We start from the raw sequence: 16,912 nt of genomic DNA on the forward strand, positions 1-16,912 counted from the left end.
CTCCTGCCGACCGACGGGCTTCAGGGCGTCCTCTCGTAGGCGGCGCGGAACGTCAGGACGTACTCCACCAGGCTGATGAGAGTGTTCTTCACCGCCTCGCGGGACCGGGCGTCCGTGCGGACGATGGGCACGTTCGGCGACAGGGAGAGGGCTTCGCGAATTTCGTCCTCCGCGTGGATGAATTGCCCCTCCCAGCCGTTCAGGGCGACCACGAACGGCAGCCGGGCCTCCTCAAAATAGTCAATTGCGGGAAAACAGTCCGCCAGTCGCCTGCTATCCACAAGGACGACCGCGCCGATCGCCCCTTTCACCAGGTCGTCCCACATGAACCAGAACCGATGCTGACCCGGCGTACCGAACAGATACAAAATCAGTTCCCGGTCCAGCGACACCCGGCCGAAGTCCATCGCCACCGTCGTGGTCGTCTTGTGCGGCACCAACCCCACATCGTCCACGCCCACCGAGGCGTCGGTCATCACCGCCTCGGTCGTCAACGGGACGATCTCCGACACCGCCCCCACGAAGGTCGTCTTCCCCACACCAAAGCCCCCCGCAACGACGATCTTCGTCGAGGTCAACCCCCGGCTAGAGCCTGCGAAGTCCACTGAGCACCCTTTCCAGCAAGTTCAGATCCGGCTTACCAGCCTCCAACTGCGGCTGATGCACATGCACCAGCCCCTCCGCCGCCATGTCCGCGATCACCACGCGAACCACACCCAGCGGAATCCGCAGCAACGCCGACACCTCAGCCACCGACCGCACCTGACGGCACAGCGTGCTGATCGCCTGGCGCTCCGGGGTGAGCGTGGAGAGGTCCTGGTGCATCACCGTGGCGGAGGACACGAGCGCCTCCATCGCCAACTGCACGCGCGGTGCCGTACGCCCCCCCGTCACCGCGTACGGCCGCACCAGCGAACTCCGCTCCCCCGCCCCTGAAGACGGGGCGGCGTTCGCGTCGCCGTAACGCCGGTGGGAGTCGTCCACCGGCGGATAGGCCTCGTTGTTCCAGCCGCCGCCTGCCACAGCGTCCTCCTGACCTGCTAGCTCTCACTCCGGACCTCGGCGACGCCGTGGCCGCCTCGCCTCAAACCTTCTCGCCCGTCCTGTTTCTCACCGCTCATCATCTCGGGTGGGAGGCCTGGAGTTCGGCGCGGACCGCGGGCGTCAGCACCTGACCCGCCCGCTCCACCAGCAACGTCATCTGATAGGCCACCAGACCCAGATCGGAATCGGCCGCCGCCAACACCGCAAGACAGGACCCGTCACTGATCGACATGATCAGCAACAACCCCCGCTGCATCTCCACCACCGTCTGCGTCACCGGGCCACCCTCGAACACCCGCGACGCACCCTGCGTCAGACTGATCAACCCAGCCGCCACCGCCGCCAGCTGATCCGCCCGGTCCTTGGGAAACCCGTCCGAGAACGCCAGAGGCAACCCGTCCGCCGACACCACCACGGTGTGCGCCACACCCGGCACGTTGTTCACGAAGTCCGTGATCAACCAGTTGATGCCGCGTGCGGCCTGACTCATTTCCCTCATCAGTCCTCCTTCTCACTGTCCTGGGCATCGGGCATGCCCAAAGCCGCCGCCCCGGGGTATCCCTGACCCTCCCCGGCCTCCCCGCGAGCGACCGCCCGGCCCTGCCGTACGCCCTGCTGAAAGCTGGAGAGCCTGCTGCGCACCCGCTCGGGCGAGAGCACGGGCGGGGGCGACGGCGGGGAAGCCGCCGCGGCGGGCTCCGCGGAGGGAGCGGGAGCCGTGGCCGAACCTGGCACCAGGTTGGCCTTGGGCACCCGCTTCGGCAGACCCGAGGAGGTCACCCCGCCCAGGGCCGGCTCACTGGCCGCCCTGGCCGCCTGCCAACCGGCATCCGCCGGAGACGACCAAGTCGTCTTGATGTCCGCACCGGTCTCGCCGTCGGAGTCGCTCTTGTCCGCCGGGACGTCGACCTTCTTGAACCAGTCCGACTCGACCGCGGCGAAGATCGGCAGGAACTCCTCCCCCGACTCCAGCGGCGAACTCCGCACCACCGGCAACGGGCCCGTGTTGTCATCGCCTTCGAAGGCGCCGCGGCCGGTCCGCCCGGGCCAGCCGGCGCCGCCGTCCTGCGGGGTGCCGGGCCAGGAGCCACCCCCCGGAGGAGGCAGGTGACCGGGCCAGGGCGTGTCCACCGGAGCCTCGCCGACATGGCCCCGGCTGAAGGGGTTGGTGTCGAAGGGGCTGGACTCGAACGGTCCCGAGTCGAAGTTCGTGGTCTCGAACGGCGTCTTGTCGAAGGCCGCCCGGTCGAACGGCCCGGACTCGAACGGGCTGCGAGCGAACGGATCGGACTGCCCGCCCTGTCCTGTCGCGCCCTGTCCTGTCGCTCCCTGTCCTGTCGCGCCCAGTCCTGCCGCGCCCTGGCCGAAGCCGCCGGTGTCGAAGGGGTTGCGGGCGAAGGGATCGGACTCGCCCGGCCGTCCCGCACCGCCCGTCTCAAACGGGTCGCGCGCGAACGGGTCGCCGCCGGCGCTCCGGCCCGGCGGCGGCTCGAAGGGGTTGCGGGCGAACGGGTCGGGGTCGAAGTCCACGGTCTCCCGCGGGAAGGACTCGAACGGCCCACGCTCGAAGGGATCAGCGCCGGGAGTGCCCACGCCGGGCGCGTCCGCGCCGAACACCGGAGTACGCGGCGGATTCTCAAACGGCGTCGGACTGGCCAAGGCCGGCGCACCACCGAACACCGACGCCCCGAACTGCGGCCCGGTCCCAACCGCCGGCATCGGACTGGTCAGCTCAGGCTGCGGCATCCCCGGCACACCGGGGAACCCCGCACCGGCATTGGCCAGCAGCGCCTCAGGCAACAACACCATCGCCGTCAGGCCACCGGCGTCCTGCTGGCGCAACTGCACACGGATGCCATGACGCAGAGCCAGGCGGCCGACCACGAACAGGCCCATGCGGCGGGACACCGACACATCCACGACCGGCGGGTTGGCCAGCCGATAGTTGGTCTGAGCCAGCTCCTCAGGCGTCATACCGATGCCCTGGTCACTGACCGAAATGATCAAACCGCCGCCATCGATACGATTGCTCGACACCGTGACCTTGGTGTCACGAGGCGAGAAGGAAATGGCATTCTCCACCAGCTCCGCCACGAGGTGGACGACGTCGTTGACCGACTGACCGACCACCGACGCCCCGGCCTGCACCCGGATATCCACACGCTCGTAACTCTCGACCTCCGACAACGACGCGCGCACCACATCGACAATGGGCACCGGCTGACCCCAGCGACGCGCGGGCTCCTGCCCCGCGAGAACCAAAAGGTTCTCACTATTACGACGCATGCGGGTCGCCAGGTGGTCGAGCTTGAACAGGTTGCCGAGCCGCTGCTCGTCCTGCTCACCCTGCTCCAGCCCATCAATCAGCGAAAGCTGCCGCTCCACCAGCGTCTGCGTACGCCGCGACAAGTTCACGAACATCGCGTTGACATTGCTGCGCAACCGGGCCTCGTCACCCGCCAGCCGCACGGCCTCGCGATGCACCTCATCAAACGCCCGCGCCACCTCACCAATCTCGTCCTTAGACGTGACACCGATGGGCTGGATATTGGTCGTTTCCGACATCTCACCGGAATCGCGCAACCGCTGGACGGTGTCCGGCAGCCGGTGACCGGCGATCTCCAGCGCCTCGCTGCGCAGGCGCCGCAGGGGCCGGGTGAGCGAGCTGGCGACGACGGCGGTGATCAGGAGGACCACGACCAGCAGCGCCAGGATGGCGACACCGGAGACGATGGCCCGTTGCCGCTCGGCTGCCTCCAGTGCCTGGGCCTGGGCGACCACGGAACCGGCGATCCGCTCCTCGACCTTCCGCATCCGGTCGATCTCCGTGCCCGTGGTGTCGAACCACAGGCGGACGTCGTTGCCCGGATTGGTCCGGTCGAGGTCCCGGATCGCCCGGTACTCGCGCAGCTGGGCCAGCGCCCCGGCTCGGAGGGAGTCGGCCTTCTCGACCTGCAGGCCGCGCACGGTCTGCTTGTAGAACTGGGCATCGGAAGCAGACGCCTCGGCCTGGAAGCTGGCGAGCTGGGTGTCCTGGGTCTTCCCGGATCCGAGGAAGTCCGCGAGGTCGTCGTAGTCGAGCTTGCCTTCGACGAGCGCGACCGTGAGGATGCCCTGCTGCCTGGACTGCTCCTCCTTCGCCTTGTTCAGGGCGTCGAGCGCGAGACTGTCGGCGAAGAGTCGTTCGTCGTTGCTGGTGGTCCCCACGTCCTCGTGCAGCGACGAGAGGGCCGCGATCATTCGGGTGTACATGCCGAGCGCGGCTCGCGGCGCCACCTCGCTGTCATCGATCAGCTTCCGCAGACCTTTTAGTCCCTGGAGCCATCTTTTGACCTCGGCCGCCTGGGTGCGAACGCGCAGCGGCTGGGACGCATCGAGGGTGGCCAGCGAGGCCAGCACCTTGCCGCTGGCCGCGTCGACCTGGCTCTGCTGCTCGGTGACCGTGCCGCGCCTGGACGGCCGGCGGTGGTCCGCGATGTACCAGGCCGTGTAGTTCCGCTCACGTGCGACCTTGTGCGTGAGGTCGTCGAGCTCGGCGACGAGGCCGGCCACCTCGGTCAGGCGCCGGTACTCGGACGCCGTACCGATCGCCTGGGTGAGCTGGACACCGGCGAACAGCACGCCGACCACGGTCGGCAGCAGGATCAGGGCGACCAGCCGGGAGCGCACCCGCCAGTTGCCCAGCCGCATAAACGAGGCGCCCGCACTCGGCGAGACCTCCGGAGCCGCGGACTCCGGCTCTCCCTGAACTCGACCATCTTGCTGGTCGTGCGTCCTCACTGCTTTCGCAACCTCTCGGCCTTGTTGCCGTTCTGCCGATCTGTGGCTTCCGTGACCCATGTGCTGTCGGAGATTTCACGAAGCGATGGCAATTGGAGCACACCATTACCAGATCGGCGAATAGTACATTTTGGTGGAATGCGTCCTAAATACGGCCAGCAGCGGCGGTAAAGGACACCTCACTTGGCGGCGATCTTCTCGATGACGTCCGCGGCCAGACGCAGACCGTCCCGTCGGCGGATCTCCCGCCCCGCATCCTCTACCCGGGCCCGCAACTCGTCGTCGCTGAGCAGCCGATCGATCGCTTCGGCCAACTCCTCATCCGCGAACCCGTAGGTGTCCAACCGGACACCGAACCCCATCTCCTGCACCCGCTGCGCGTTGTCGTACTGATCCCAGAACAACGGAAGCACGACCATCGGCCTACCGAAATGCACCGCTTCCGTCGTCGTGTTGTTCCCGCCATGGGTGATCACCAGATCAACCAACGGGATGATCTTCGTCTGCGGCACGAACTCCGCGCCCCACATGTTCGGCGCCAGCTCGATCTCAGCATGCAGCGGGCCCTTCGACACGATGTAGCGATGCGGCGTCCGAGCGAGCACATCGATCACCCGCCGCATCAACTCCACATCCGCGGAGCCCAGCGAGCCGAGGGAGAAGTACACCAGCCGCCCCTCCCCCGGGATGTCGGGCAGGGTGAACTCCCCATCGGTCTCCCGCACCGACGAGTCCAGCCGCGTCCACGACCCGTCCAACGGCCGCTGCTCGGTGTAGTCCAAGGCCTCCGGATACACGTACAGGTTGGCGTCCCCATCGTGGATGAACTCCAACTCCGGCAACGCCGGAGCCCCCTGCTCCACCACCCAGGCGTTGAACGCCTCCCACAGCCCCCGATGTGTCCGGTCGTACTCCGCCCGGAACTCCACCCACCCGGCCCCGTCGGCCGCGAGCCCCGAAAACGGCGGCGCCACCCCCGGCCCCTTGACCTCCAGCGGATTGCACGACACGACCCGCACGAACGGCACTCCCGCCGTCATCAACGCCGGGAACGTGATCACGTTGTCCTCCACGATCACGTCCGGCCGCACCCGCTCGATGATCGCCTTCAACTGCGGCTCGCAGTACCGCGCTCCGTCGATCAACGCCTCCCAGATAGGCTTGATCACCGTCTCGAGCTGCTCGGCCGTGCTCTTGCGATACTCCGGCGCCGTGTCGCGGATGAAGTCCTTCCAGAACTGCCCCGCGTCCTGCTCCTCCTCGGCCGGCGGCGCCAGGTCGACCAGATCCTCCTCGAAGCCCAGCGCCGAAAGCTTGCCCTTCCACGACGCCTCGGCGGCGAACACCACGCGGTGGCCGCGGCGGCGCAGCACGTCGCCGACCCCCACGCAGTTGTTCGTCGGCCCGTACGCGCTCTCCGGCATGAACAAGATCGTCAACCGATGCTCGGTCACGTCCACTCCCTGTAGAGATGTCACCGCTTGCCCGCGACCTCGGTCGCCAGGCGTGTGTACTTCGCCGAGTCCTGGCCGAGGTCGATGATCGACTCACCCTGGAGCAGGTCCGCGGGGGTCATCTTCAACGGCGGGTTCTGGGCGAGCAAGGCGGGGTCGACCTTGTCCATGGCCGCCTTGTTGGGGACCTTGTAGAGGATGTTCGCGGCCATCCAGCCGTGGATCTCCGGGTCCAGGACGTAGTTGATGAAGGCGTGCGCCGCTTCCTTGTTCTTGGAGCTCTTCAGGATCACCATCGTGTCGGCCCAGAGGTCGCTGCCCTCTTTCGGCACCACGAACTTGATGTTCTTCTCCGACGTCGGGCACCAGCCGTCCCATGCCTCGACGATGGCGGCCTCGCCGGACTTCAGCCGGTCGCCGAACGTGGTGTCGTCGTAGGCCAGCAGGTTCTTCTTCGCCTTGATCAGAAGGCTCTTGGCCTTCTTGAGCTGCGAGTCGTCGCTCGTGTTGATGGAGTAGCGGAGGTACTTGAGCGCCGGCAGGGCGAGCCAGCGCTCCGTGGTCATCATCGTGACCTTCCCGCGCAGCGCGGGGGGCGGATTGAGCAGATCGTTCCAGCTCGTCGGCGGGGTCTTCACCAGGTCGTCGCGGTAGCACAGCCCGGTCGTCCCCCACGTGTACGGCACCGAGAACTTGTTGCCCTTGTCGTAGGAGAGGTTGGCCGCCTCGGGGTAGAGGTTGGCCAGGTTCGGGATGAGCTCGGGGTGGAGGGGCTCGAGCAGACCGGCCTCGTTGAGCGCCTGCGCGTACTGCCCCGACACGAAGGCGACGTCGATCTCTTTGGCGGCACTGCTGTGGATCTTGGCCAACGCGTCCTCGTTGGTGTCGTGGAGCGTCACCTTGAGGTCGAAGCCGAGCTTCGTCTTCACCCGCTGCGGCAGGTCCTTCGGGCTGTATCCGTCCCAGATGGTGATGGTCAGGCTCTGCTTGGTGAGGTCGGCGTTGGGGTCGAGCGTGGCCGCCACCGATTCCGGGACCGCCTCGGTCGCCCCTGAGCCGCCAGAGCATCCGGCGAGCGTCAGAGCGAGACCGGCGGCCAAAACTGTGGACAGATGTCGGATATGCCGGTTTTGAGGCATGGCCTCAACTTTCTTCGGATTCATCCCTGAACCTGCGAGCAGCGGTCAAATGGGATAGGGGGCTTTTCGGAGTGGACATCAGCATAGATCATGGGTTGCCCGATATTGGCAGTACACCCAGGCTCGCGTAGATCTCCACAGATCGGCGACGCGGAGGGCGGGGCATCTTCGGCCGGCTCGCCGCGCACCGGGCGCCGTCGTCGAGCCGCCGGCAGCCCGGCCGTCCGCCGAACGGCCGGGATCCCACAGGCCCGGCCCTTAGTAAGCCCGGCCCCCATAGGCGGCGCGCACGGTCAGCACGTACTCGACCAGGCTGACGAGCGTGGACTTGACGGCTTCCCGCGAGCGCGCGTCCGTACGGACGACCGGGACGTGCGGAGGCAGCGACAGCGCCTCACGAACCTCCTCCTCCGCGTGGAGGAAGTGCCCCTCCCAGCCGTTCAACGCGACCAGGAAGGGAAGCTGGGCCTCCTCGAAGTAGTCGATCGCCGGGAAGCAGTCGGCGAGCCTGCGGCTGTCGACGAGCACGACCGCCCCGATGGCACCGCGGACGAGATCGTCCCACATGAACCAGAAGCGGTGCTGACCCGGCGTGCCGAACAGGTAGAGGATGAGGTCCTGGTCGAGCGAGAGCCGGCCGAAGTCCATGGCGACCGTCGTGGTCGTCTTGTTCGGCGTGAGTCCCAGGTCGTCGATGCCCGCGCTGGCGTCGGTCATCACGGCCTCGGTCGTGAGCGGCAGGATCTCGGAGACGGCACCGACGAAGGTCGTCTTCCCGACGCCGAACCCACCCGCCACGACGATCTTCGTCGAGGTAAGACCACGGCTAGAGCCTGCGTAGTCCACTGAGCACCCTTTCGAGCAGGTTGAGGTCTGGCTGTCCCTGGTTCAGCTGCGGCATGTGCAGGCGGACCAGACCCTCGTCGGCCATGTCGGCGATGAGCACACGGGCCACGCCGAGCGGGACTCGGAGCAGTGCCGAGATCTCCGCGACCGATCGTACGGAACGACATAGCATCATGATCGATTCCTGCTCAGGGCTGAGCAGGGAATAGTCATTGCTCTTCAAGGTCACCGATGATACGAGGGTTTCCATCGCCATGTGGTAACGCGGCTCGGATCGGCCACCGGTGACGGTGTACGGACGGAACAGAGGCTCTTCCTCTGTCCCGTCACGATCACGCATGGCCCTCTCCCATGGTCATCGCCGCGACGTCTGCAGCTCGGCGCGCAGCGCCGGGGTGAGCACCTGACCCGCCCGCTCGACGAGCAGGGTCATCTGGTAGGCCACCAGGCCCATGTCGCACGCCGGCGAGGCGAGCACGGCGAGGCAGGAGCCGTCGCTGATCGCCATCACGAGCAGCAGTCCCCGCTGCATCTCGACGACGGTCTGCGTCACCGCGCCTCCCTCGAACACCCGCGCGGCGCCGGCGGTGAGGCTGAGCAGGCCGGCGGCGACCGCCGCGAGCTGGTCGGCGCGGTCAGGCGGAAAGCCGTCCGATTGGGCCAGCCGCAGGCCGTCCGACGACACCACCACCGCGTGCGCCACGCCAGGCGTGCTGCCGACGAACTCGGTGATCAGCCAGTCGAACCTGCGTGCTTCCACGCTCAGCTCATTCACGAGCCCTCCTCCTCCTTACCCGACCCTTCGGCGAGACCTCCGGCCGCCTGGGCCCGGCCTCGCCTTACACCCTGCTGGAAGCTGGACAGGCGGTTGCGCACCGCCTCGGCCGAGACCGGGGGGCGCGGGGCGGCGGCGGGGGCGTCCGCGCCAACCGAGCCGGGCACCAGGTTGGCCTTCGGCGTGCGCTTCGGCAAGCCCGCCGCGGTCACACCGCCCAGCAGGGGGTCCCGGGCGCTCGCCGCGGCCTGGAAGCCGCTGTCGGCCCGGGATCGCCACCCGCCGGGGTTTCCGCCCTGCGCCTGCGGGGCGGGGGCGGAACCGGGCACCCTCGCGATCTCCCCGGTGCTCTCGCCCGGTGCCTCCGCAACCTTCTCCGCGTCCTCCTCCGCGCCGGTCCGCGCCGCGGGCGCGGCCTGCGGGCCGGTGTTGGAGGGGCGCCGGAACCACGCCGACTCGACCGAGGCGAAGATCGGCAGGAACTCCTCGCCCTGCTCCAGCGTCGACTCCTCCACCGACGGCAGCGGCCCGGTCGACGACACCGGCTCCTCGGCCCCGAAGGCCCCGAAGGCCCTGGATCCGCCGACGGACGCCGGCGTGCTCCCCGTCGGGGGTGAGAACGCGGTCGGCCCGGTGCTCGACGGGGAGAACGCCGTCGGCCCCGTGCTCGACGGGGAAGCCGGCTGCGGGAACGCGGTCGGCCCAGTGCTCGACGGGGAGAACGCCGTCGGCCCCGTGCTCGACGGGGAAGCCGGCTGCGGGAACGCGGTCGGCCCAGTGCTCGACGGGGAGAACGCCGTCGGCCCGGTGTCCGACGGCGAGAACGCGGTCGGCCCCGTGCTCGACGGGGAGAACGCCGTGGGGCCGGTGGACGCGCCCCGCTGCGGGAGTTCCGTCGGCCCGGTGGGCAGCGACGGCCACGAGTGCTCCGAGCGGTCGTCGCCGCTCCCGCTCGCGGCTCCGCCCTGTGATCCGCCCTGTGATCCGCCCTGTGATCCGCCCTGTGATCCGCCCTGTGATCCGCCCTGTGATCCGCCCTGTGATCCGCCCTGTGATCCGCCCTGTGATCCGCCCTGTGATCCGCTCTGTGGATACGCCGAGGGCCCGGCGTGCGCCGGTGGCCACGACGACTCGGACTGCTCGCCGAACGCCGGGCGGCGGGTGTCGCCGTCCGGCGCCCTCCTGGGCAGGCCCGGCATCGAATGCGGCCCCGAGTGCTCGGTGAACGTGCTTTCCCCGTACGTGTTCTCCGCGGGCGGCGCGTCCGCCGTCGGCGCGCCGAAGGCGGCGAACCCGCCCGCGCCGTTGCCGCCCGCCCCGATTCCGCTGAGTCCGCTTCCGCCGGGCCCGCTTTCGCCGGTCGCCGGGGTCCTGCGCGATCCGGCGCCGCCGCCCGCCGCGCCGTTGCCGGAGCTCCAGGGTTCGAACGAACCACCCCCCGGTGCGGAGCCGAGCGGGTTCTGCTCGGCGAACGCCTGCCGGGCCGGCAGTCCTGCCGCCGTCTGCCCGGGCGGAACGGAGGGACGCGGCATGACGGGCTGGTCGGCGTTGGAGATGAGCTGGGCGGGGAACAGCACCATCGCGATGACGCCCGCGCCGTCGCCCCGGCGCAGCTGCACCCGGATGCCGTGGCGCAGCGCGAGGCGGCCGACCACGAACAGGCCCATCCGGCGGGACACCGAGACGTCGATCGTGGGCGGCTCTGCGAGACGGCGGTTGATCTCCGCGAGCTCCTCCGGCGACATGCCGATGCCCGCGTCGGTGACGCCGAGCATCACGGCGCCGCCCTCGACGGGGCTGCTGGAGACGACGACCTTGGTGTTGCGCGGCGAGAAGGCGATGGCGTTCTCGACCAGCTCGGCCAGCAGGTGGACGACGTCGTTGGCGGCGTGCCCGGCGATCGCGATCGTACGCGGGATCCGGACGACGACCCGCTCGTAGTCCTCGACCTCCGACAGCGAGGCGCGGACCACGTCGACCAGCCGGGCGGGCTGGCTCCGCTTGCGCGGCGGCTCGTGACCGGCCAGGACCAGGAGGTTCTCACTGTTGCGGCGCATGCGCGTGGCCAGGTGGTCCAGCTTGAACAGGTCGGCCAGGCGCCGGCCGTCCTCCTCGCCCCGCTCCAGGCCGTCGATCAGCGAGATCTGCCGCTCCACCAGCGTCTGCGTGCGCCGTGAAAGGTTCACGAACATCGCGTTGACGTTCGCGCGCAGGCGGGACTCCTCCGCGGCCAGGCGCACGGCCTGCGTGTGGACCTCGTCGAAGGCCTGCGCCACCTCGCCGATCTCGTCGGTGCTGTCGACCGCGATCGGCTGCACGTGGGACTCGCGCCCGGGGTCCTCGGACTCGCGCATCTGCTGCACGATGTCCGGCAGCCTCCGCCCGGCGATGTCGAGCGCCTCCGCCCGCAGGCGGCGCAGCGGCCGGACCATCGACCGCGCGATGAGCACGGTCGTGGCGAGCACGAGCACGAGGAGTGCGAGGATCAGGCCGCCGGCGATGAGGGCGTTGCGCTGCTCGGCCGACTGCAGGTCGCGGGCGCGGTTCTGCACCAGCTCGGACACGCGGCCCTCGACGGCCGCCATCTGCTCGATCGCCTTCGTGCTGTCCTGGAACCACTGTTCCGCCCTGTCCCTGCCCCGGTAGCGGCTGAGGGACTGGTTCTGCAGGCCGAGCGTGAGTGCCCACGACTTGGTCAGCTCGCTGTTGACCACGTCCCTGTCGCCGAGGAGGGTGACCAGGCGGCTCGCCTCGGCCGCCGGGGCCTCGGTGTAGAACGTCGCCAGGTAGTTCTGCTGGCGCGACTGGGAGGCCAGGAAGTCCTGCAGCTCGAACGTGGTGAAGGTCTGGTTGCGCTCCAGCAGCTCACGGGTGAGGGTGGCCCGCTGCAGCGCCGCCTCCTCCTTGGCGTGGGCGAGAGCGCCGAGGGCGCGAAGGTTGCCCACGATCGCAGCGTTGTCGTCGTTGTTGCCCAGTTCGTCCTGCAGGCGCAGGGTGTTGGCGATCACGGCGCTGTAGTCCTCCGCCGCGCCGTTCTCGCGGATCCCCGAGAGGCTCGAGATACGGCTCGCGAGCTGCTGCGCCTGCTCTACGGCACGTATACCGTAGTCCGCGTTGATGTTCTTGAGGTCGGCCTTCACCTGCTGGACAAGGGGGTCGACCGCCGCGCGCTGCTGGGCGCGGGTCACCTCGGTCTCCCCGTCGATGTTGAACTTGCGCTTGCTGTTGCCACCCCAGACGAACAGGTCACGTTCGAGAGCAAGCTGCTCGGCCAGATCCCGCAGGTGCACCGAGTATTCCGCCGCCGACCTGGTCCGCTGGTAGGCCGTCAGGCTGTCGATCGAGCCCACGACGCGGACACCGGCGAGGAGTACGGCGACGATCGTGGGGGCGACGATCAGCGCGGTCAGGCGTGTGGGCACTCGCCAGTTGCGCGGCGAGAGACGACTCCGCCGCCTGCGGTTATCGGTATTCGACTGCTCCATGCTCACCGGCCCCGCCATTGTTCGGCCTGCCTTCACGCGTCTGGACAGCATGAAGTGACACAGCTGTATAAGCGGGGACAATTCGACCACAAGGTCACGACGGCGAGCGGCCCTACCCCTGCCGCAGCACCCCAATTGTTACCAAGAGGTGAGGATCGGTACCCGCCTCATCTGAGGGCGGCGAGCACGTGCTCTCGCACCTGGATTCGCTGCTGCTCATCGAGTATGGGACGGCCTGTGCGATCCGCCACATAGAAGACATCCACCGCTTCTGCGCCCAGAGTCTCCACACGCGCGGCGCGTACGTCAAGACCGCATTCGCCGAACGCACGGCCGATCCGCCACAGCAGGCCGGGTCTGTCGTGCGCCCGCACCTCCACCACGCTCGCGGTGAGCGACGCGTCGTCCACCAGGGTGACCCGGGGCGGCGCGACCGGCACCCTGGACGGGCGCATCGACCTCGCCCGCCGGGCCAGGCGCTGCTCGATGTCGAGCCGTCCCGCCAGGACGAGGCGCAGGTCGGCCTCCAGCGTCGCGGGGTCGGGCGGCGTGCCGTACTCGGGGACGACGACGAACTCGATGACGGCCGTCGATCCTGCGGACGCGGCGGAGGCGGAGCGGACCGCCATGCGGTGCGCCGCGAGCACCCCGGCCGCCCGCCACAGCAGGCCCGGCCGGTCGGGCGCGACCACGGTGACCGCGCTCCCGTTCACGCGCACCGCGCCGCCGCCGTGCCGGGCGAGCGCCGCCTGATCGGGGGAAAGGGCCGGCGCGGGCGCCGGCGGCGTGCCGGACAGCACCGACCGCACCCGCCGGACCAGATCGGAGACCAGGGACGCCTTCCAGGAGTTCCACGCGGCCGGGCCGGTTGCGTTGCCGTCGGCCACCGCCAGCGCGGACAGCAGTTCGAGCACCTCCCTGGACCCGACGGCCTCCGCGACCCGGGAGATGGTGACCGGGTCGTCCAGGTCCCGCCGGGTGGCGGTCTCCGGCAGCAGCAGGTGATGCCGCACCACGGTCGAGAGGATCTCCACGTCCGCCGGGGGCAGGCCCATCCGGGTGCCGATGTCCCTCGCGACGATCTCGCCCGTGGTGGAGTGGTCGCCAGGCCAGCCCTTGCCGACGTCGTGCAGCAGCGCCGAGATCAGCAGCAGGTCGGGGCGGGACACCTCGCGGGTGAAGGCCGCGGCCCCTGCCGCGGTCTCGATGAGGTGCCGGTCCACCGTGTAGCGGTGGACCGGGTTGCGTTGAGGGCGGTGCCGTACGCGCTCCCAGTCGGGGATGAGCTTCACGAGCACGCCGGCCTGGTCGAGCTCCTCCCAGACCGGTACGGCCGCGCGCCCCGCACCGAGCAGGGCGACCAGCGCGCCGCGTGCCTCCGGGGGCCACGGCACGGGCATCTGCGGCGACTGGGCGGCGAGCGCGGAGACCGTCGCGGGCGCGAGCGGCAGCCCGGCCTCGGCGGCGGCCGCGGCCGCGCGCAGCACGAGCGTGGGGTCGGTGCGCGGTTTGGCGCCGCGGGCCAGCACGACCTCGCCGCCGTGCTCCACGACACCGTCGGCGAGCGGCCGGCGTCCCCGGGGCGCGGGACCCGTGAGCAGCCGGTCGACCGTCCGCCAGGTGGCGTCGAACGCGTGGGAGATGGTCCGGCCCGCCTCGGCCAGGCGGCGCATCAGCGCCTCGGCGTCCAGCAGGCCCAGCGTGCCGGCGACCGCGTCCTGCTCCTGGAGCACCAGGCGGTCGGTGCCGCGCGCGGTGACGAGGTGCAACCCGTGCCTGATGTCCAGCAGCAGTTCGTACGCCTCGCGGACCCGCGGGCCGGGGGCCGAGGCGACCCAGGCGGCGGCCACGGCCTGCATCGCCTGCACGTCACGCAGCCCGCCCCTGGCGTCCTTGATGTCGGGTTCGAGCAGGAAGGCCAGCTCGCCGCCGGACTCGGCGCGCTTGTCGGCCGACGCGCGCAGTTCGGCCAGCCTGCGCCGGGAGTCCGACCGCCACTCGGCGAGCACGGTCTCCCGCACAGTTCTAGTCAGCTCGGGGTCCCCCACCACGTGCCGCGCCTGGATCAGGCCCAGCACGGCCTTGAGGTCCTCCCTGGCGACCTTCACCGCCTCGTCCACCGTACGGACCGAGTGGTCGAGGCCGATCCCGGAGTCCCAGATGGGATACCAGATGCGGTCGGCGATCCTCGCCACATCGTCGCGGCCGTCGTGCAGCAGGACCAGGTCGAGGTCGCTGCCCGGGGCGAGCTCGCCCCGCCCCAGGCTGCCGACCGCGACCAGGGCGACCCCGCTGATCCCGTTGGGTCCGGCCCCGCTGTGCCCGATTCCAATGGGGCCGGTCCCTTGGGAGGCGGCGGGGCCGCGCTCGTCGGGGAAACCGCCCTTCCCTCCCGATCCCCCCTCCCGCGCGTACGGCCGCGTGGCCGCCGTGCGGAACAGATCGGTGAGCCATCTGTCGATGTCCGCGGCCCGGTCCTTGCGTACCGCGGCGAACGAGCGCGCCTCCCCTCTCATCATCCGGTTACAGCGCCTCCGGCCCGCGCTCCCCGGTGCGGACCCGGACGACCGTGTCCACGGGGACCGACCAGACCTTGCCGTCGCCGATCTTGCCGGTCTGGGCCGCCTTGACGATGACGTCGATGACGTCCTCGGCGTCGTCCTCCTCGGCGAGGACCTCGACCCGGACCTTGGGCACCAGGTCGACCTGGTACTCGGCGCCGCGGTAGACCTCGGTGTGGCCGCGCTGCCGGCCGTAGCCGCTGGCCTCCGAGACCGTCATGCCCTTGATGCCGAACTGCTCCAGGGCGGCCTTCACGTCGTCCAGCTTGAACGGCTTGATGACTGCGGTGATGAGTTTCATGCGTCGACCTTCTTCGCAGGCGCGGGCACGGGCCCGTTGACGGAGGCCACTCCCGAGGAGTGAACGGTGCCGAGGTCGTACCCGGTCTCGGCGTGGGTGGTGATGTCGATGCCGGTGACCTCGTCCTCCTGGTTGATCCGGAAGCCCATCGTCTTGTCGATGATCTTTCCGATGACGTACGCCATGATGAAGGAGTAGAGGCCGACCGCGACAGGACCGAGGACCTGCACGCCGAGCTGGGAGATCGGGCCGCCGTAGATGAGGCCCTCGTTCTGGCCGTCCGCGAAGGGGTAGCGGGCGATGATGCCGAGCGAGACCGCGCCGATCGCGCCGCCGACCAGGTGCACGCCGACCACGTCGAGCGAGTCGTCGAAGCCGAGGCGGTACTTCAGGCCCACCGCGTACGCGCAGACCGCGCCGGCGATGAGGCCGAGCACGATCGCCGCCCACGGGTCGACGAAACCACAGGCGGGGGTGATGGCGACGAGGCCGGCGACCGCGCCGGAGGCGACGCCGAGGGTGGTGGAGTGGCCGTCGCGCAGCTTCTCCACGAGGATCCAGGCGCCGGCGGCGGCCGCGGTGGCGACCTGGGTGTTCATGAACGCGAGACCGGCGGTGCCGTCGACGGCGAGCTCGGAGCCTGCGTTGAAGCCGAACCAGCCGAACCACAGCAGGCCGACGCCGAGCAGCACCAGGGTCAGGTTGTGCGGCCGCATCGGGTCCTTGCGCCACCCGGTCCGCTTGCCGAGCACCAGCGCGAGCGCGAGGCCGGCGGCGCCCGCGTTCACGTGGACGACCGTGCCTCCGGCGAAGTCCTCGATGCCGAGGCTGGCCAGCCAGCCGCCGCCCCAGACCCAGTGGGCCACGGGGAAGTAGACGAGCGTCGCCCAGGCGATGGCGAAGACGACCCACGCGCCGAACTTCGCCCGGTCGGCGATCGCACCGCTGATGAGGGCCACGGTGATGATGGCGAAGGTGAGCTGGAAGGCCGAGAACACCAGGCTCGGCATACCGGTGCCGTCGTCCTTGGTGGCCGTGTCGATGAGGCTCTGCAGCCCCAGGGCGTCCCCGCCGCCGATGAGCTTGTTGACGAAGTTGTCACCGTCGCCGAAGGCGTCGAAGGCCAGCGAGTGGCCGTACAGGACCCAGGCGATGGTGACGGTGATGATGCTGACGAACGACATCATCATCATGTTCAGGACGCTCTTCGCCCTGGTCATGCCCCCGTAGAAGAACGCGAGCCCGGGGGTCATCAGCAGCACCAGAGCGGTGGCTGTGATCATCCAGGCGGTGGTGCCGGTATCGATCTTCACCGACGCGGCCCTCCTTACATTTGGCGTGTGGCCGGTTATCACTCCCTCAGTGGCTTCGCTCGGGGCACCCTCGGCCGGCTGGCGCACTGACGTTGGCCACAGCGTGTTCTTCCACGGTTTCAGCCCACGACCATGCGTGTTTCACATGTGTGAAACTCGCCGCCGACGTGTTTCGGGCCGGTTTCGGATGTGCTCGGAACGACAAAACGCGCAC

General features: G+C 69.6%; 13 protein-coding genes. All 13 read right to left on the reverse strand.

The window, feature by feature from the left end:
- Positions 1-20: 20 nt before the first annotated feature.
- Positions 21-578: a GTP-binding protein gene (locus tag ACQEVJ_RS34430; RefSeq protein ID WP_433108419.1), complete on the reverse strand. Its 558-nt coding sequence runs from the start codon at positions 576-578 to the stop codon at positions 21-23.
- A 7-nt stretch (positions 579-585) separates the two neighbouring features.
- Positions 586-984: a DUF742 domain-containing protein gene (locus ACQEVJ_RS34435; RefSeq protein ID WP_433113141.1), complete on the reverse strand. Its 399-nt coding sequence runs from the start codon at positions 982-984 to the stop codon at positions 586-588.
- Between the two features lie 136 nt (positions 985-1,120).
- On the reverse strand, positions 1,121-1,543 hold the full coding sequence (locus tag ACQEVJ_RS34440; RefSeq protein WP_076434898.1) for a roadblock/LC7 domain-containing protein: 423 nt from the start codon (positions 1,541-1,543) through the stop codon (positions 1,121-1,123).
- Entirely contained in the window at positions 1,543-4,734 is a 3,192-nt protein-coding gene (locus ACQEVJ_RS34445) for a nitrate- and nitrite sensing domain-containing protein (RefSeq protein ID WP_433108421.1), read from the reverse strand. The genes ACQEVJ_RS34440 and ACQEVJ_RS34445 overlap by 1 nt, the downstream gene beginning before the upstream one ends.
- A gap of 269 nt (positions 4,735-5,003) precedes the next feature.
- Complete coding sequence (locus ACQEVJ_RS34450; protein ID WP_433108423.1) at positions 5,004-6,278, reverse strand: glycosyltransferase; 1,275 nt, start codon at positions 6,276-6,278, stop codon at positions 5,004-5,006.
- Positions 6,279-6,298: 20 nt separating this feature from the next.
- On the reverse strand, positions 6,299-7,303 hold the full coding sequence (locus tag ACQEVJ_RS34455; protein ID WP_433108425.1) for a polyamine ABC transporter substrate-binding protein: 1,005 nt from the start codon (positions 7,301-7,303) through the stop codon (positions 6,299-6,301).
- A gap of 372 nt (positions 7,304-7,675) precedes the next feature.
- Positions 7,676-8,215 (reverse strand): GTP-binding protein, encoded by a 540-nt coding sequence (locus ACQEVJ_RS34460; RefSeq protein WP_433108427.1) that lies wholly within the window; start codon positions 8,213-8,215, stop codon positions 7,676-7,678.
- Between the two features lie 28 nt (positions 8,216-8,243).
- Complete coding sequence (locus ACQEVJ_RS34465; protein ID WP_433108429.1) at positions 8,244-8,603, reverse strand: DUF742 domain-containing protein; 360 nt, start codon at positions 8,601-8,603, stop codon at positions 8,244-8,246.
- Positions 8,604-8,618: 15 nt separating this feature from the next.
- Positions 8,619-9,038, reverse strand: a complete 420-nt coding sequence (locus ACQEVJ_RS34470) for a roadblock/LC7 domain-containing protein (protein WP_433108431.1) — start codon at positions 9,036-9,038, stop codon at positions 8,619-8,621.
- The gene (locus ACQEVJ_RS34475) at positions 9,035-12,460 is read right to left on the reverse strand and encodes a nitrate- and nitrite sensing domain-containing protein (protein WP_433108433.1); all 3,426 of its coding nucleotides are present in this window, start codon (positions 12,458-12,460) and stop codon (positions 9,035-9,037) included. Before ACQEVJ_RS34475 ends, ACQEVJ_RS34470 begins: the two co-directional genes overlap by 4 nt.
- Positions 12,461-12,690: 230 nt before the next feature.
- On the reverse strand, positions 12,691-15,042 hold the full coding sequence (locus ACQEVJ_RS34480; protein WP_433108435.1) for a [protein-PII] uridylyltransferase: 2,352 nt from the start codon (positions 15,040-15,042) through the stop codon (positions 12,691-12,693).
- A gap of 4 nt (positions 15,043-15,046) precedes the next feature.
- Positions 15,047-15,385, reverse strand: coding sequence for a P-II family nitrogen regulator (locus ACQEVJ_RS34485; protein WP_030510869.1), 339 nt, complete (start codon positions 15,383-15,385; stop codon positions 15,047-15,049).
- The gene (locus ACQEVJ_RS34490) at positions 15,382-16,698 is read right to left on the reverse strand and encodes an ammonium transporter (protein ID WP_433108437.1); all 1,317 of its coding nucleotides are present in this window, start codon (positions 16,696-16,698) and stop codon (positions 15,382-15,384) included. Before ACQEVJ_RS34490 ends, ACQEVJ_RS34485 begins: the two co-directional genes overlap by 4 nt.
- Between the last annotated feature and the right edge of the window lie 214 nt (positions 16,699-16,912).

The sequence above is a fragment of the Microbispora sp. CA-102843 genome (assembly GCF_050936215.1).
Lineage (GTDB): Bacteria > Actinomycetota > Actinomycetes > Streptosporangiales > Streptosporangiaceae > Microbispora.

Excerpts from the sequence above, each read along its gene's own strand:
- ACQEVJ_RS34480 (WP_433108435.1), bottom strand. The coding sequence starts at position 15,042 with ATGATGAGAGGGGAGGCGCGCTCGTTCGCCGCGGTACGCAAGGACCGG.
- ACQEVJ_RS34440 (WP_076434898.1), bottom strand. The coding sequence starts at position 1,543 with ATGAGGGAAATGAGTCAGGCCGCACGCGGCATCAACTGGTTGATCACG.
- ACQEVJ_RS34465 (WP_433108429.1), bottom strand. The coding sequence starts at position 8,603 with ATGCGTGATCGTGACGGGACAGAGGAAGAGCCTCTGTTCCGTCCGTAC.
- ACQEVJ_RS34485 (WP_030510869.1), bottom strand. The coding sequence starts at position 15,385 with ATGAAACTCATCACCGCAGTCATCAAGCCGTTCAAGCTGGACGACGTG.
- ACQEVJ_RS34445 (WP_433108421.1), bottom strand. The coding sequence starts at position 4,734 with ATGCGGCTGGGCAACTGGCGGGTGCGCTCCCGGCTGGTCGCCCTGATC.